The following is a 15948-nucleotide window of genomic DNA, read 5'->3' as shown; positions in this document are numbered from 1 at the left end:
CAAACATTGCACCACTAAAAACGACTTGATTTACAAGGGGCTAACGGGGAAGGCTGCGTAAATAAATACACAGTTGTGGGATAATTATTCATTCACCACTTTACTTTTTTTGAAAACAGTACTCCATTTACTTACAAAATCAGCCGGCAAAGTTTCTGTTTTTTTAGCGATAAAAACGGCGTGAAAGGATTTGGGTCCCTGTATCACGTAATACAGCTGTGATTCCGGGTTCCCGGCGCCGGGTGTTTCTACTTTAAACAGCGCCCACCGCCGTTGGGGAATGTTTTCTTTTCCAAGCACTGTGATCTTTGCCTGGGATGCTTTACTTACTGCGGCGTCTGAAAAACTTTTCACGGCAAGATCAATGTTATTGACCCGTGCATTTTCCATTGTCATATCATTGATGAGCAGGGTCCATTGCTGCGGGGGTTCGTCGGCGGGCAGGAACTGGCGCGTGGCGAGGTTGTCCACCTCTGTATCGGTGATCATGGTCCATTTAATACCGGCCGGCAATGCTATTTTAAGGCGTTCTTTCCTCGCTGCTTTGCCTGTTTTGAAGGAATGTCCTATTTCGTGAAATAAGGGCTTAAAACCGGCGGAAAATGGCGAAAGGGTAGTGGCTGTCAGCAGGTAGGTTTTATTGTCTGCATACGCAATAAAAATGCTGGCAAAAATGGTGTCGGCCCTGTTTCCCTCCAGGTGTATTTCATCCAGCCAGATCATCCGTTTGCCGGCGCTCACGATGCTGCCGGAATCCAGCAGTTTGAAATAGGGATTGCGGCCGATATAGTACAGGAGTTTTTTTGCGATGGCATCCACATTGGAACGGGGTTCCTCCACTACGTTGACTGTAAAATTTTCCGGCGCAGGAAGGGCGCTGTCGGCGGCGCTCCGCTGCGCCATAAATTTCAGGGAAGGGATCTGTTTGTTTTTTATTACCTGCCATCCGTTGGGAATTCCTACGGAGAAATGATTCGCCGTATCACGGTAGTTCACCAGGTTCTGGCCTTTTACAACAAAAGAAAGTAACACGAGGCCACACAGCAGAGCATATTTCATCTGGAGTAATTTGTGTACAAATAAAGGATATTTAGTGTAGCCTGCAAAAGAGAAAGCCTCCGACGGGAGGCTTTCTCTTTTGCAGGCTAACGTTCAACGGACGATTATTTAAGGCAAGTACTATACGCGGTTGTCCCGTGGCGCCCGGGTTCCATAAAATTTTTCCTGGTTAAACTGGTCGTGGCCGTAAAAGTCGCTATCGGCTATATGCGAATCCGGTGAAACAAATACATTCCGGATATCCTGTTCTGTTTCGGGTGTAACAATCACTCCTTTCTCATAGAAAGGCAGAATACTGATCTGTACAGGCGTTACTTCCGGCAACAGTACCGTATCATCTTTTTCATGCAGGATGGCCACGCCGATGGGGAATAGTACTTTCCGGTCGGTGAGTCCTACCCGGTTGCCTTTCAGGTTGATGACGAGATAGCGTACCCTGCGTGAGGCAGGATTGAACAGCAGGTCATCTACTTTTCCCAGTTTATTTCCCTGCAGGTCTTCTACCTCCCAATGCCTGACATCGGGCTGTCCGTCTACGATTTCAAATTTGCTGCCGCTTAATTCTTCAAGCCGGTTAGTTGCAGTTATAGACATGGTAATGATTTTTTAAGATGAGGAATCGGTGAGGGGCCGTTAGGGCTGTGTGCCGGCAGTATCCGCTGCTGGCGCCATATTACCGGTATCGGCGGTGGTAACAGTATCAGTAGTTGTTATGATGTCGCGGCGGTTGTTGTTACTGCTGCGCATGAGTAAGAACATAATAGCAACAATGATAACAAGGCCTAGTATCAGCCATATCCACGCCGGATTTTTTTTCCTGGGTTGAACTTCTAAGTGTGCCATAATTATAGGATTAAGAATGGTTCATACAATGTCCGGCAATCATTATACCAATGCACACAAAAAAACAGTAAATCATTGTTTTCCTGATCTATGGCTGGTTAGGGAGGATTTATCCGGTAATTCCGGGGAGTTCAGCCATTTTTTTTAGGGTGTTTTTCCTACGTATTGCGGAAATTATCATCCGGTGCAGATACTCACTGCTACCAGCAGGATACCGAGATAATGTTCTTCTTTCAGTTCCCGGCGTAGTACCTGTAGCGCTTTGCTCATGTGCTTTTCCACTGTTTTTACAGAGATGCCCATTTCCTGTGCAATCGTTTTATAGCTCATATTACCATAGTAATTGAGCATAAACACCTCTTTGCATTTTTGTGGCAGTGTATTAATACTGCGGGCGATCCGGTTTTTCAATTCATGCTGTTCCAGCTGCACGGGCTGTACCACTTCCTGCTGGTGCGCCTGCCTGATCAGTACCTGGTGATGGTTTTCTTTGAGCAGTTTATTACGCAGCTGGTTGGATACCTTATATTTAACGGCATTGTTAAGATAACCGCTGATGTTAACATCTCCGGGCAGTTCGTCTCTCCTGAGATATAAACTCGTAAAAATATCCTGTATAATATCTTTTACCTGTTCCCGGTCTTTCAGAATACGGAATGCCTGGTTGCTGAGAGAAATAACGGTGGCCCGGTATAATAGCTCAAAGGCTTTGGTATCGCCACTCCTGGCTTGTTGCCATAAATTATCACATGTATGTTGACCAGCGGAGCAGATAAGCGTTCAGTTTTGCCTGCAAAGATATCTACTGGGGTAAAGTTTCCATGTTAACTTATGGTAAACAACTTCTTCCAATGTTAACTAAATATGAATTCGTTCTTTTTTGGGAAAAAGGAGTGGGGGTAAATGTCCGTTCAGGTGATAAGTATTACAAACACCCATACTGATGACGCCATCGCGCCTGCAATATTTACTGGACAGATACCTGAACGGAACCGCTACGGAAGCGGAGCAGGCAGAGTACGATCATTGGTATGAGCAACAGCAAGTGCCGGAGATAAATGCCTTTACTTCTGCAGAAAGAAGTGAGATGTATGCCGTAATAGCCACCCGTATCAGGGAAAAGCGCCGGGTGGTGTACCTGCGCCGTGCCGCCGCTGTTGCCGCTGCCGTAGTAATAGCCGCCGGTGCGTTGTGGATGTTTAATACTACGCTGCCGCCTGCACGAAAAGTAGCAGTCAAACAGGAAGTGCTGCAGCCCGACACGACCGCCATCGCCAATACTTCCGGCAAACAGCAGATCCTTCATTTGCCGGACGGCTCACAGGTAATATTATATAAGGATGCGGAAATCCGCTTTGTGGCTCCGTTTGGTACAAAAAACAGGGTAGTGTTGCTGCGTGGTAAAGGGTATTTTAACGTAGCAGCGAACGCGCCCAAACCCTTTACAGTATGGAGCGAGGGCGTGTCCACCACCGCGTTGGGGACCAGCTTTACTATCTCCAGTAAACAAAAGGAAGTAAACGTAATTCTCCATACAGGTAAAGTAATGGTGAAGACCAATACACAGGTGCGCTATCTCACACCGGGCCAGTCGCTGGTTTGTAATGCTGCTACGGGAATTGCACGCTTGCAGCCAACTCCGGAGAAAACACTTGTTACGCCGAAGATCGACTTTGGCTCCTTACGTGGATTTACCGCTACATTCGACCAGGCGCCGTTATCCAATGTATTCGACACTATTGCCAGGGGATATCATGTGAACATTCAGCTCAAGGCGGCTGCCTTTAATAATATCGCCTTCTCCGGGGTAATCCGGGATACCGATTCACTGTTACAGGTGCTGCATCGTATTGCGATGCTGCACGATTTGAAAATTACATCAACAAATACAGGTTACCGTATAGAAAAGAATCACTAACTAAACATTTGCGCATTATGACACATCGCTACCTGCTAGTGAAGGGCGGAGCTTTGCCCCTGAACCACTCCAACAGGTTCCTGCATGGCTGTAAATTTATCAGCCTGCTGCTCCTGATGGCTTTTATCAACCTGCTGCCGGCACAGGCACAAAAGAAAACATGGATCAAAGGCTTAATTGAAGACGAAAAAGGACAGGCCGTACCGGGCGCTTCTGTACAGCTGAAAAGCGGCCCCGATAGCCTGAAAAGCTTTGCCATCACAGATGCAAAGGGCGTATTTACTTTTGATAACTCGCATCTGCAAGGTCCGTTTGTATTTACGATCGCTTATGTGGGATATGTTACACAGGTGATTACCAAAAACAATCTCGATCCGCAGAAAGAGCAATCTATTTACGTGGTGATGAAAGAATCTTCGGCTGCGCTCAGCGAAATAGTAGTAGTTGGTTATGGTACCCAAAAGAAGATTAATCTCACCGGAGCGGTAGACCAGGTAGGAAAAGAGGTATTTGAGAACAGGCCCATGACCAGCGCCACCAAAGGGTTGCAGGGCGTGTTACCAAATCTTAATATCCGCATCACAGATGGTAAGCCCATCCGCGGCGCTACCTATAATGTAAGAGGTACCACCTCCATTGGTGCAGGTGGTAGCGCACTGGTACTTATAGATGGCGTTCCCGGCGATCCCAATTTATTAAACCCCAACGATATTGAAAGTGTAACCGTATTGAAGGATGCGGCTTCTGCCGCTATTTACGGCGCACGCGGTAGTTTCGGCGTGGTACTCATCACCACAAAAAATCCTGCTAAAAATAGTACGCAGCTTACTTACTCCAGTAACTACTCACTGAACGACCGCACTGTTAAACCACAGTTTGTTACTAATGGGTACGAATGGGCCAAAAATTTTGATGAAGCCTATTATGCTTGGAACGATTATAAGTCGCACCCCGCCAAAGCCAACAGCGTATTCCCTTTTTCACTGGATTACCTCGACGAGCTGAAACGCAGGAACGATGATCCTTCCCTGCCAAAAACAGACATCGATCCCACTACGGGCAACTATGTTTATTACGGTAATACCGATTGGTTCAAAGAACTGTATGCAGACCGGAACCCCGGTACAGAACAAACATTGTCCGCTTCCGGTGGCAATGCCAAATCGGAATATTATCTCTCCGGCAGGTATATGTCGCAGAACGGTATCTTCCGGTACAACCCCGATAAATTCAAGATGTATAATGTGCGGGCAAAAGGAGCGGTAAGGCCGTTCGACTGGCTCAAGCTGGAAAATAATTTCGACTTCTCCCAACGCACTTATTTCTTCCCCATCCTCAACCACCCCAGCAATACGCCGGTATGGAGAAGGATTTCGGATGAAGCATTTCCTGTTGCCATGCTGAAAAACCCGGATGGCTCCCTCACTGAAAACGCCGCTATTGTATTTGGTAGTTTCTTAACGGGGAATAACTATTCCGATCAAACACAGCTGATGCTGAGAAATACGTCGCGCTTTACCACGTCTTTCCTGCATGATAAACTGCATGTGAACGGCGACTTCACCTATGCTTATACTTCCAGTGTGGAAACACGTTTGTATACACCGGTGCCTTACAGCAAAACACCCGGTCAGACACTGACCCGGGGTGAAAGCAAGATGAATGAAGAAAACGACCGGACTACCTATACCGGTATGAACCTCTATGCGGATTATGAACAACGCGTGGCGAAAAATACCTTTAAGTTACTGGTTGGATACAACTATGAGAACACCCTGTTTAAATCGCGGTATTATCAGCACGACGGATTGATTAATCCCAATATGCCCGATTTCTCGCTGATGAATGGGTTGAACTATGTGCTCACAGGTGGTGGCTATGAATGGCGTACGCTCGGCGGCTTCTTCCGCCTTAACTATAACTACGATGAGCGTTACCTGCTCGAAGTAAATGGCCGTTACGATGGTTCTTCCAAGTTCCCGGAATCACAGCAGTTTGGCTTCTTTCCTTCTGCTTCTGCCGGGTGGCGTGTATCGAAAGAGAAGTTCTGGAATGTATCCCCGAAGGCAGTGAGCGATTTAAAATTGAGAGCTTCATATGGCGCATTGGGTAATGGTAATGTGAATCCTTACCAGTTCCTGCAAACCATGTCGGTGACCAAACTACAGATGGCTATCAACGGTGTGATACCGGATTATACGCAGCAGCCCAATGTGATACCTAATGGTCTTACCTGGGAAAAATCCACTACGCTGAATGGTGGTATAGATGTATCGTTGCTGAGCAGCCGTTTGAAAGTTTCCTTTGATAAGTACACCCGCAATACTACCAATATGTTTACCGTGGGATTGCCGGTTCCTGCTGTGTTTGGCGCCAGTGTGCCAAAAGGGAACTATGCCGATCTGCAAACAAAGGGCTGGGAATTATCGGTGAACTGGTCGGATCAGTTTAAAGCCGGCAGCAAGCCTTTCAGTTATTCATTTGGTATGGTGTTATCTGATTATAAATCATACATCACCCGTTTCAACAATCCCAGTAAGCTGATCAACACTTATTATGAAGGCATGCGCGTAGGTGATATGTGGGGTTTTGTAAATGATGGTTATTTCCAGAGCCAGGATGAAATTAATAAGTATGACGTTGACCAGTCGTTTATCCGCGTGTCTAATGCCAATAAGTTGTTGCCCGGAGATATCCGTTTTAAAGATCTTGATGGAAACAAGAAGATAGACCAGGGCGAGGGCACGGTATACAAGCCGGGCGATCAGCAGGTGATTGGCAATACCGAACCCCGTTATGCTTTTGGGATTACGGGTAACGCCAACTGGAATAATTTCTTTGTAAACTTTTTCTTCCAGGGTATTGGTAAGCGCGACTGGTGGCCGGGTACAGATGCCTCTCTTTTCTGGGGACAATACAACCGCCCTTATAGCTGGATGCCACAGGAGATCATGGATAACCGCTGGTCGGAAACCAATCCGGATGCGTATTTCCCGCGCTTCCGCGGGTACACTGCGCTCAACTCCAATGCAGAGCTGGTTGTGCAGCAATCAAAGTATGTGCAGAACGTGGCTTACATCCGTTTAAAGAACCTGACAGTTGGCTACAACCTGCCGCAGGAATGGATTTCAAGGATTAAGATGAAGAATGCCAGGGTGTTCTTCACGGGTCAGAACCTGTGGACATGGTCGCCGTTGTACCGCATAATGAAAACGCTGGATCCGGAAGTTATTGAAGGTTCCGATCCTGAGTTGAATAACAATGCCGCGGGCATTGGTGCGGGTAATGGTATGTCGTATCCGATGTTGAAAACATATACCGTTGGTTTAAGTGTAACTTTTTAACGACTAATGTTTATGAAGATGAAAAATAGTATTTACCTGTTATTGATCCTGGCGATGATGTCCTGTAAGAAGGATCTCGACCTGAAGCCATTTGATAAACTGGATCCTGACAATGCGTTTAATACAGAGCAGGATCTGCAGCTGTATACTACTTCTTTCTATAAAATATTACCTGATGGAAATGCAATTATCAGGGGAGATGTGATGAGCGATTATATGGCGGGGAAAGATGTGAATACGTTCATTCAGCGCGATGCTTACTCGGCTACGCAGAGTAGTGGCTGGAGCTGGAGCGACCTGCGTAATATCAATTATTTCCTGGAGCATTACAGCCAGGCGAAAATTCCTGACGAAGCTAAAAATCACTATGCCGGTATTGCCCGTTTTTTCCGTGCCATGTTTTACTTTGAAAAGGTGAAGCGTTTTGGTGATGTGCCCTGGTATAGTAAAACCATGACCATCGAAGATCCGGAGTTGTATAAAGGCCGCGATCCGCGCACGATGGTAATGGACAGCGTACTGGCTGATCTTGATTTTGCGTGTGCCAATATCCGTAACAAAAAAGATAACACCTGTTCGCAGATCACGCGTTGGGTGGCGCTGGCGTATAAGTCGCGCGTATGTTTATTTGAAGGCACGTACCGTAAGCATCGTCCGGGAACGCAGACACCGGGTTACGACAACTGGCTGAACGCCGCGGTGAGTGCCGCCGACGAAGTAATAAAGAGCGGACTGTATACGCTGAACACCGGCAGCGACGCTACTATGAGCTACCGCAACCTGTTCATTAATGAAACGCCGAATGTGAATGAAGTGATCCTGGCGTATGTGTGTAATAAAAGCTTGCGCGTATTCAATGATGCCAACTGGTTTTTTACCAGCGCCACTTACGGCAACAGGATCAGTCTTGTTAAAACATTTACTGATACCTACCTGAACATTGATGGCAGCCGCTTTACAGACAAAGCTGGTTATGATAACCTGCCTTTCAATGAAGAAGTAAAGAACCGGGATCTGCGTTTGCAACAAACTATCCGTATGGGGAAATACAGCCGCGAAGGACAAATTGCGCCGCCTGATTTTACGTATACCTATACCGGTTATCAGCCGCTGAAGTTTACGATGGATTCAAAAGCTACCGATGGTGTGGCAGAGAATAATAACTCTGTTCCTATTATCCGTTATGCAGAAGTATTGCTGAATAAAGCGGAAGCAAAGGCCGAGTTGAACAGTTTCACCGCAGACGATTGGAATAGCACCATCAAATTACTGAGAACCCGCGCAGGTTTGAAGAATACCGAGATGCCGGTAACAGCCGATCCTTATCTCATTGATTATTTCAAGGATAAAACAGCACTCCCGAATGTTAACGCAAACGTAACAGACGCCGTGTTGCTGGAAGTACGCCGTGAAAGAGGGATTGAGCTGATCCTGGAAGGGTTCCGTTTTTATGACCTGGTGCGCTGGGGACTTGGTCCTTTACTTTTGAAGCCATATATTGGCTTATATGTGCCTGCTATGGATGCCCTGATGGATTTAAATGAAGATGGAAAGCCCGATGTATCCTTTGTAAAGAAAACGCCGGCCACTAAAGTGCCGGGTGTATACTACTTCCTGATTGATGACGACCAGACCAAATTATCTGCCGGTAACAGCGGTAACCTGATCTGGCTGAGCAATATTGAACGTCAGTGGGCAAATTATAAGTACGTTTACCCGATACCGTATAATGAGCTGGTGTTGAACCCTAAGCTGGTGCAGAATCCTGAATGGAAATAAAGTAAAATAAAAATAGTATGAAGAAGATTACCGGTATAGCACTGTTGCTGATGATAGGATTCACATCTTATGCACAGCGCGCTTCACACGTGGTGCTGATTACCATTGATGGCTTCCGGCCTGAGTTTTACACCGATGCCTCCTGGGGTATGGTGAACCTGCGGGCAATGAAAGACAGCGGCGCCTATGCAGATGGGGTAAACAGTGTATTTCCTACTGTTACCTATCCTAATCATACGTCGCTGATCACTGGTGTTACGCCGGCCAGGCATGGTATTTACTATAACACGCCTTTTGAACCCAATGGCGCCAGCGGGATCTGGTATTTTTATTACGATAGTATCAAAACGCCCACGCTGTTCGACGCTGTGCATAAAGCCGGTAAGAAATCGGCCAATGTAATCTGGCCGGTATCCGTAGGCGCACCGATCGATTACAACATACCGGATGTATGGTCCGTTGGTAAGAAGGACAGACGGGAGCTGATGGCCACCGTAACCAATCCGGTTTCGTTGTGGCAGGAAGTACAGGAGCATGCCACCGGTAAACTGGGTGAAAAGGATTTCACGATGGAAGATGAAGAACTGATCCTGGATGAAAATGTGGCGCGCATGTCGGCCTACCTGATTGCTACCTATAAGCCTGCTTTTACTACGTTGCACCTGGCCTGCACGGATCACTACGAACATGAACAGGGCCGCGACGGACTGTTGGTGAGAAAGGCGGTAGCCGGCGCCGACAGGGCATTGGGTACCATTATAGAATCGCTCAAACGTGCAGGGATATACGAAAATACCGCCATCATTGTTACCGGTGATCATGGTTTTGTAAATATCAGCAAAAACTTTTCCCCGAATGTATTGCTGGCGCAAAACGGATTGCTGAATAATATCAAAACGGGCGACTGGAAAGCACAGTTCCATTCTTCCGGCGGAGCGGCTTTCCTGCATCTGAAAGATCCGAAGGATGTGGCTACACAGCAGAAAGTACTGGCATTGCTGAAAGGGCTGCCGGCTGCGCAGCAGCAGCTATTCCGGGTTATTACCCGCAAACAGCTCGATGCAGTGGGTGCTGATCCACACGCTACCCTAGCTATTTCCGCATCTGATGGCGTAACCATTGGCGGCGCATCTACCGGGGAGCTGGTACGGGCTGCCAAAGGAGGAACGCATGGTTATTTCCCGGATTTTAAGCAGATACAAACCGGCTTTGTGGCCTCCGGAGCCGGGATAGTGACAGGTGCTCATGTGAAAGAAATGAACGTAACAGATGTGGCGCCGCTGGTAGCGCAACTGCTTGGGCTATCGCTGGATAATACCGATGGCAAAGTGCCGGCGGGTGTGATCACTAAATAAAGCATTGAAAACGTAGCAATAATAAGCGGGTGCCTTGTGAGAGGGGCGCCCGCTTTTTTTGTGGCGTTTAAGATGGTCTGAATTTATTTCTGAACAGGAGCGGGGTAGTGCCGGTATGTTTCATAAAGAAGCGGGAAAAATGGGTATGGTCTTCAAATCCCAGTTCATAGGCAATTTCCCGTATATGGAGGTCTGTATAATAGAGTATTCTTTTGGCTTCGGTTAAAACGCTATCCGCAATCCAGTGAGATAAGGGAACCCCGGTGGCGGTATGAACGCAGTAGCTGAGGTAGTCGGCACTTATGTTTAGTTCGCGTGCCATGCTTTCCGGTGCGGGCATGGAGCGGCCTTTGTCGGCCAGCACTTCTTTAAAGCGATTGGTGATCTTTTCCGGTTCGGTTTGCGCAACGGCTGGCGTATTACACGCAGGATAACATGCTGCTGCTGTATGGAACAATGTTTCGAGTAAACTATGGAGAATGTTGTTATAAAAAAGAGAGGGTTGACGGAACTGCTGCAACAGCAGCTGGCAGAGCTGTTCCGGCATATGCAGTGAAGCTGCATCCAGCGGCTGGCATTGCCGGCTTACGGGTAAACTTTTAAACAGGTTGATGCACGCGGATGGGATAAGGAAGGCTTCGGCCGAAATAAGCCATCCCTGCAGGTCTTCGACTTCTTTTAATACATGCACCTGGCCAGGATGAACAAAGGCGAAGGAAGGCGTAGTGATATGAAGCGGCTGCCCGTTTATTTCCAGGCTGCAATGGCCTCTGCGTAGGAGGAATAACAGGTATGCATCTTCGTGATGGTTGATTACGCCAATTTCCTGTATATAAATGCCACCGGTGGTAGCCGGTTTGAAGAAAGGGATAACAGTGTCTTTCATCGGTGAAAATTATTTACACCTGCAGGGCAGGTAAATTTTCATAGGCTGCCGGGGTTATTACTGTTGCGTCGTCGGGCTTTACTTTTCTGACAGAATTCACCGGCCAGCATTCCAGTTGTGTTGCGGGCAGTTCATACTGTATGATAGATCGTATATCCGTATCTGTTAGATCTGGTTGCAGCCATTGTTCTGCGAGTTCAGTCGTAAGCATCATGGGCATTCTGCCGGCGTTTTCGCCGCCGTTATGGATTTGTGCCATCAGTGGGTTGGCAGCGCGGGTTAGCAGTGAGAAGGCGGGTATGCGTGCGGGTTTATCCACATCCCAGGAGTTAGACATTGCCCATAGTCCCGCTATGAAAAAGAGTTCCTGTTCTTTTGGTTTAATATAGTAGGCCACTTTGTTTTTCCATCCGGGAATATGCCGGTATTCAAAGAAGCCGCTGGCAGGAACCAGGCAACGCTGATGCCGGATAGCATTCCACATCGTACCATTTTCAAGAACTTTTTCGCTGCGGGCATTCAGGAAAAGTTGTCGCTGGCGTTTTACTTTTTCCAGGGTATCCAGCATTTTAGGCACGGGGCCCCAGGTATATTTTTCCAGTTTGAATCCGTTGTTGTTGGTTACCACCGGCCATTGCGGGTAAGACATCCCGATCTTGTGCCAGGTGGGATCGAAGTGGATATCCAGTTTGCCGCCGGGTTTCAGTCGCGGCAGGTATTTGAAAATGCTCTCTATGCTGGAGGTAAAAGCGATATCGTAACACATATTGATCTGTCGGGATGTTATAGCTGATAAAGGTACTTTTATTTCTGTATCTGTTCCGGTGCGCTATTTACGCATATCTACAATCACCGCGGTTACCACGCCCCACACCTGGAAGTCGGCATCTTCAGTGATAACAATGGGTTTATAAAAAGCATTTTCGGGGTGCAGTACCCAGCTGCGGCCTGCCTTTACGAGGCGTTTTACGGTATATTCCCCATTGAGCGCCGCCACCACAATATCTCCTGTAGACGGGCGGATGGAGCGGTCTACAACGGCCATGCAACCGTCGGGGATGCTGGCATCTGTCATGCTATCGCCTTTTACCCTGATAATGAAGGAGGTAGTGGGATTTGGCTGCAGGATACGGGAGAGATCAATCTGTTCTTCCTCGTAATCCAGGGCAGGTGTTGGAAACCCCGCGGGGACACTGGTATTAAAGAATGGCAGGGTGATGTGCGGGTCACTCGGTTTCAATACTTGCATATGACTATCGTTTTTGTGAATACTAATATTATTAGCAAAATAAAGCTAAAATTATTAGTTTATAAAATCCATTAACACATCGTTTGCAAAAGTGGAAAACTGCAACTGCAGCGGGTGAAAAGTAAGTGACAGGAGATCAGTGTGCTGTGAATTCCGGCTGCTAAAACAGGCGCAGTAAGATTTTTTTAAGGAGGGGAGAAGGGAACATATCTAGTTCAATAATTAGCAATTATTGGCGGTTTATGTATTTGTTAATCACTTGTTATTCATCGCATCCGGATTTTTTTTCTACACTCTCCCTATATCCCATCAATAAATTCATGCGCCGTTAAATTTTACGCGGCGATAATATTGTAAACCTCAGATAATCCTTATTTCTTATGGGCATTCAAATCAAAGCACTCCTGTTCTGCTGCCTGGCAGCTTTCACCTTCTTTGTACCTAATGAGCTGTCTGCAAAAGTTAAATCCAAAAAGATTGTCATCAATACCGAAAATGATGCACGGATCTATGTAGATGGAAAACTGGTCAATAACACCTCTACAGAAATTAAAGTAGCCGCGTATGCACAGGTGAATATCCGCGTGGAAAAAGTAGGTTTCATTACACAGGAAAGGAACTACATTAACGACGGAAAGCACACATTACCTTCCACGGATTATATTAAACTGGAGAAAGATGATGCTTACGAAAATTCAATGGTAACCAATCTCGCTAACCAGGATATCGACGTGCGGACCAGTCATGATGAAGAAAATTCCTGGAAGCTGATCAACCGGATCATTACCGGTTATTTTGATGTGATTGCGGTTACTGATAAAGCTACGGGATACATGTGTACTGCCTGGGTGGTAAAATCTTTTAAAGCAGCTACTATCCGTACCCGTCTTATTATCAAAACAGGAAACACAGATCCGCTTACCTACAAGGCGAAGCTGGTCAGCGAAATAGCCCCTCCAGGTGTTTCTGCCAGTTCTGATGAGTCATTCCGCAACTGGGACCGGCTGTTGCGTACCTTCGAAAATGTAGTACCTGAACTGCAAAGCAGGCTGGCGAAATAAAGGTGGAATTACTTACGAAAGGAGTATGGGAAACAACCATTTATACCAGTGGTTATATATAAGCGCTTATATTTAAATTTCCGGTTAATTCCAAAAAAAACCTTTGTTATTTCATTTTACTTCCTATTTTTGCACCTGAAATTATGATTACAAACAAACATACACATCACCACCATCATATCTTACCACAAGGGTAGGCAGGGGATGATTTGTGTATATCACCATATTACATCATCAACAGGGGCTTACCGCAGAGGTAAGCCCCTTTTTTTATTTTATCAGGGATGAAACTGAAAATTGCAATCCAGAAATCTGGCCGCCTGCACGACGATTCCATCAAGCTTTTGAAGGAGTGCGGCATCGACATCAACAATGGTGTTAATAAGCTGAAGACAGAAGCCACCAACTTCCCGCTGGAAGTGTTTTTCCTGCGCGATGATGATATTCCGCAATACATTGAAGATGGTGTGGCAGATATAGGAATTGTAGGAGAAAATGTAGTGCTGGAAAAACAAAAGCAGGTAAATATTGTTCAGAAACTGGGCTTTGGCAAATGCCGCTTATCAATGGCAGTGGAGAAATCAGTGGATTATACTTCTGTGAAAGACCTGCAGAATAAACGTATTGCTACCAGTTACCCGGTGATAGTGGAAGATTTTCTGCAACAAAACGGTATCACCGCAGAGATCCATGAAATCAGCGGCTCCGTGGAAATAGCGCCCGGTATAGGTTTGGCGGATGCCATCTGCGACCTGGTGAGCAGCGGATCTACCCTGTTTATGAATGGTTTGAAAGAAGTGGAAACGGTGCTGAAGTCGGAAGCCGTGCTGGCAGCCTGCCACAGCCTGAAGCCGGAACAACAGCTGTTACTGGACAAACTTTTATTCCGCATCCAGGCAGTAAGGAAAGCAAAAAATAACAAGTACATCCTGCTCAATGCGCCCAATGATAAACTGAATGAAATTATTGGTCTGCTGCCGGGCATGAAAAGCCCTACAGTACTGCCTTTGGCAGAAGCTGGCTGGAGCTCTGTTCATTCAGTGCTGAATGAAAATGATTTCTGGGATATCATCGAAAGCCTGAAAGAGGCCGGTGCACAAGGTATCCTGGTAGTGCCCATCGAAAAAATGGTGATCTGATAAACTGAGTAAACGATGCAAATAACCAGATTTCCCGATAAAAATTCCTGGAATACGCTGCTGCAAAGACCTGTAATGGATACTTCCACGCTCGAAAAGAAAGTGAACGATATCCTCCAGGAAGTACGTACCGGCGGAGACGCTGCTGTCAGAAAATTTGCAGCTGAATTTGATAAAGTAACGCTGGACAATTTACAGGTACCATCCGCCGCTTTTGCAGCTGCAGAAGCTACCCTGGAACCCGCACTGAAAGCGGCTATCCAGCAGGCCGCAAAAAATATTACAACCTTTCACCGCGCACAGCAGGAAAAGGTACAGGTAATTGAAACCATGCCCGGCGTACAATGCTGGCGTAAATCAGTAGCCATACAAAAGGTAGGCTTATATATCCCCGGGGGCTCCGCACCGCTGTTTTCCACTATCCTGATGCTGGGAATACCAGCCATGATAGCTGGTTGTAAGGAGATAGTGCTTTGCACGCCTTCCCTGCATCCGGCGATATTGTACACCGCGCAACTGACAGGGATTGAGAAAGTATTTACTATCGGTGGTGTACAGGCCATTGGCGCTATGGCTTACGGTACGGAAAGCGTGCCGCAGGTATATAAAATCTTTGGTCCGGGCAACCAGTATGTTACCTGTGCAAAACAACTGGTAAATAAAAGCGGCGTAGCCATCGATATGCCGGCTGGTCCTTCTGAAGTGGCTGTGCTGGCGGATGATAGCTGTGTGCCGGCTTTTGTGGCGGCCGACTTACTGTCGCAGGCAGAGCATGGCCCCGACAGCCAGGTAGTATTGGTAACCACGAGTGAGAAAGTACTCACTAACGTGACCAATGCCCTGAACACCCAGCTGGATGCACTTCCCCGCAAAGGCATTGCCACCGCAGCACTGGAAAACAGCAAGATGATCCTGGTAAAGGATATGGATACTGCCATTGATCTGCTGAACATCTATGCACCGGAACACCTGATCCTGGCCTGTGAAGGTGCAGAGAACCTGGCAGATAAAGTAACAGATGCCGGGTCCGTTTTCATGGGCAACTACACCCCGGAAAGCGCCGGCGACTATGCTTCCGGCACCAATCACACGCTGCCTACGAATGGCTATGCCAGGGCTTATAGCGGTGTTTCGCTGGATAGCTTCGTAAAAAAGATTACTTTTCAGCAGATATCTCCCGAAGGGCTGCAGAATATTGGTTCTACCATAGAAGCAATGGCAGCGGCAGAGGGACTGGAGGCGCATAAAAACGCCGTTACCGTAAGATTAAAACAGCTGGAATACACCGGCTCACTAATAACAGATTAATTAATGC

Annotated in this window: 14 protein-coding genes; 7 read left to right on the top strand and 7 right to left on the bottom strand. The window is 46.9% G+C overall.

The features are described from left to right. Window positions 1–84: 84 nt before the first annotated feature. The 4 genes from B5Z18_RS16550 to B5Z18_RS16535 form a co-directional block, all read right to left on the bottom strand. Window positions 85–1059 (bottom strand): DcrB/PsbP domain-containing protein, encoded by a 975-nt coding sequence (locus B5Z18_RS16550; protein ID WP_079470597.1) that lies wholly within the window; start codon window positions 1057–1059, stop codon window positions 85–87. A gap of 120 nt (window positions 1060–1179) precedes the next feature. Further along, window positions 1180–1653, bottom strand: coding sequence for a PRC-barrel domain-containing protein (locus B5Z18_RS16545; protein ID WP_079470596.1), 474 nt, complete (start codon window positions 1651–1653; stop codon window positions 1180–1182). 39 nt (window positions 1654–1692) lie between these two features. Beyond that, entirely contained in the window at window positions 1693–1902 is a 210-nt protein-coding gene (locus tag B5Z18_RS16540; protein WP_079470595.1) for a hypothetical protein, read from the bottom strand. Window positions 1903–2079: 177 nt separating this feature from the next. Beyond that, a complete protein-coding gene (locus B5Z18_RS16535; RefSeq protein ID WP_235015957.1) occupies window positions 2080–2553 on the bottom strand; it encodes an RNA polymerase sigma-70 factor in 474 nt (157 codons plus the stop codon). A 292-nt stretch (window positions 2554–2845) separates the two neighbouring features. Between B5Z18_RS16535 and B5Z18_RS16530 the strand changes: the two genes are divergently transcribed. The 4 genes from B5Z18_RS16530 to B5Z18_RS16515 are packed head-to-tail and all read left to right on the top strand — an operon-like array spanning window position 2846 to window position 10298. Beyond that, window positions 2846–3820 (top strand): FecR family protein, encoded by a 975-nt coding sequence (locus tag B5Z18_RS16530; RefSeq protein WP_079470593.1) that lies wholly within the window; start codon window positions 2846–2848, stop codon window positions 3818–3820. A gap of 17 nt (window positions 3821–3837) precedes the next feature. Continuing rightward, window positions 3838–7164 (top strand): SusC/RagA family TonB-linked outer membrane protein, encoded by a 3327-nt coding sequence (locus B5Z18_RS16525; protein ID WP_079470592.1) that lies wholly within the window; start codon window positions 3838–3840, stop codon window positions 7162–7164. Between the two features lie 12 nt (window positions 7165–7176). After that, the gene (locus B5Z18_RS16520) at window positions 7177–8943 is read left to right on the top strand and encodes a RagB/SusD family nutrient uptake outer membrane protein (protein WP_143313619.1); all 1767 of its coding nucleotides are present in this window, start codon (window positions 7177–7179) and stop codon (window positions 8941–8943) included. A gap of 17 nt (window positions 8944–8960) precedes the next feature. Further along, the gene (locus B5Z18_RS16515) at window positions 8961–10298 is read left to right on the top strand and encodes an alkaline phosphatase family protein (RefSeq protein WP_079470591.1); all 1338 of its coding nucleotides are present in this window, start codon (window positions 8961–8963) and stop codon (window positions 10296–10298) included. A gap of 67 nt (window positions 10299–10365) precedes the next feature. On the opposite strand, the gene B5Z18_RS16510 is transcribed toward B5Z18_RS16515, so the two are convergent. The 3 genes from B5Z18_RS16510 to B5Z18_RS16500 form a co-directional block, all read right to left on the bottom strand. Beyond that, a complete protein-coding gene (locus B5Z18_RS16510) occupies window positions 10366–11184 on the bottom strand; it encodes a helix-turn-helix domain-containing protein (protein WP_079470590.1) in 819 nt (272 codons plus the stop codon). A gap of 13 nt (window positions 11185–11197) precedes the next feature. Next, a complete protein-coding gene (locus B5Z18_RS16505; protein ID WP_079470589.1) occupies window positions 11198–11950 on the bottom strand; it encodes an SOS response-associated peptidase in 753 nt (250 codons plus the stop codon). A gap of 63 nt (window positions 11951–12013) precedes the next feature. Then, on the bottom strand, window positions 12014–12433 hold the full coding sequence (locus tag B5Z18_RS16500) for a LexA family protein (RefSeq protein ID WP_079470588.1): 420 nt from the start codon (window positions 12431–12433) through the stop codon (window positions 12014–12016). A 380-nt stretch (window positions 12434–12813) separates the two neighbouring features. On the opposite strand from B5Z18_RS16500, the gene B5Z18_RS16495 reads away from it, so the two are divergent. From B5Z18_RS16495 to hisD, 3 genes are all read left to right on the top strand, one after another. Continuing rightward, a complete protein-coding gene (locus B5Z18_RS16495) occupies window positions 12814–13494 on the top strand; it encodes a hypothetical protein (RefSeq protein WP_079470587.1) in 681 nt (226 codons plus the stop codon). Between the two features lie 284 nt (window positions 13495–13778). Beyond that, entirely contained in the window at window positions 13779–14633 is an 855-nt protein-coding gene (gene hisG / locus B5Z18_RS16490; RefSeq protein WP_079470586.1) for an ATP phosphoribosyltransferase, read from the top strand. 15 nt (window positions 14634–14648) lie between these two features. Further along, window positions 14649–15941: a histidinol dehydrogenase gene (gene hisD / locus B5Z18_RS16485; RefSeq protein WP_079470585.1), complete on the top strand. Its 1293-nt coding sequence runs from the start codon at window positions 14649–14651 to the stop codon at window positions 15939–15941. The last annotated feature ends 7 nt before the right edge of the window (window positions 15942–15948 follow it).

Origin of the sequence: Chitinophaga ginsengisegetis, from assembly GCF_900168065.1 — a bacterium.
GTDB lineage: Bacteria > Bacteroidota > Bacteroidia > Chitinophagales > Chitinophagaceae > Chitinophaga > Chitinophaga ginsengisegetis.
Note: the sequence above shows the minus strand (reverse complement) of the source record. Positions and strands in the feature narration are given on the sequence as shown.

Bases quoted from the DNA above. Each gene is read 5' to 3' on its own strand.
- B5Z18_RS16540 (WP_079470595.1), bottom strand. From the start codon at position 1,902: ATGGCACACTTAGAAGTTCAACCCAGGAAAAAAAATCCGGCGTGGATA.
- B5Z18_RS16520 (WP_143313619.1), top strand. From the start codon at position 7,177: ATGAAGATGAAAAATAGTATTTACCTGTTATTGATCCTGGCGATGATG.
- B5Z18_RS16525 (WP_079470592.1), top strand. From the start codon at position 3,838: ATGACACATCGCTACCTGCTAGTGAAGGGCGGAGCTTTGCCCCTGAAC.
- B5Z18_RS16495 (WP_079470587.1), top strand. From the start codon at position 12,814: ATGGGCATTCAAATCAAAGCACTCCTGTTCTGCTGCCTGGCAGCTTTC.
- B5Z18_RS16530 (WP_079470593.1), top strand. From the start codon at position 2,846: ATGACGCCATCGCGCCTGCAATATTTACTGGACAGATACCTGAACGGA.
- B5Z18_RS16500 (WP_079470588.1), bottom strand. From the start codon at position 12,433: ATGCAAGTATTGAAACCGAGTGACCCGCACATCACCCTGCCATTCTTT.
- B5Z18_RS16545 (WP_079470596.1), bottom strand. From the start codon at position 1,653: ATGTCTATAACTGCAACTAACCGGCTTGAAGAATTAAGCGGCAGCAAA.
- hisD (WP_079470585.1), top strand. From the start codon at position 14,649: ATGCAAATAACCAGATTTCCCGATAAAAATTCCTGGAATACGCTGCTG.
- B5Z18_RS16505 (WP_079470589.1), bottom strand. From the start codon at position 11,950: ATGTGTTACGATATCGCTTTTACCTCCAGCATAGAGAGCATTTTCAAA.
- hisG (WP_079470586.1), top strand. From the start codon at position 13,779: ATGAAACTGAAAATTGCAATCCAGAAATCTGGCCGCCTGCACGACGAT.
- B5Z18_RS16550 (WP_079470597.1), bottom strand. From the start codon at position 1,059: ATGAAATATGCTCTGCTGTGTGGCCTCGTGTTACTTTCTTTTGTTGTA.
- B5Z18_RS16510 (WP_079470590.1), bottom strand. From the start codon at position 11,184: ATGAAAGACACTGTTATCCCTTTCTTCAAACCGGCTACCACCGGTGGC.
- B5Z18_RS16515 (WP_079470591.1), top strand. From the start codon at position 8,961: ATGAAGAAGATTACCGGTATAGCACTGTTGCTGATGATAGGATTCACA.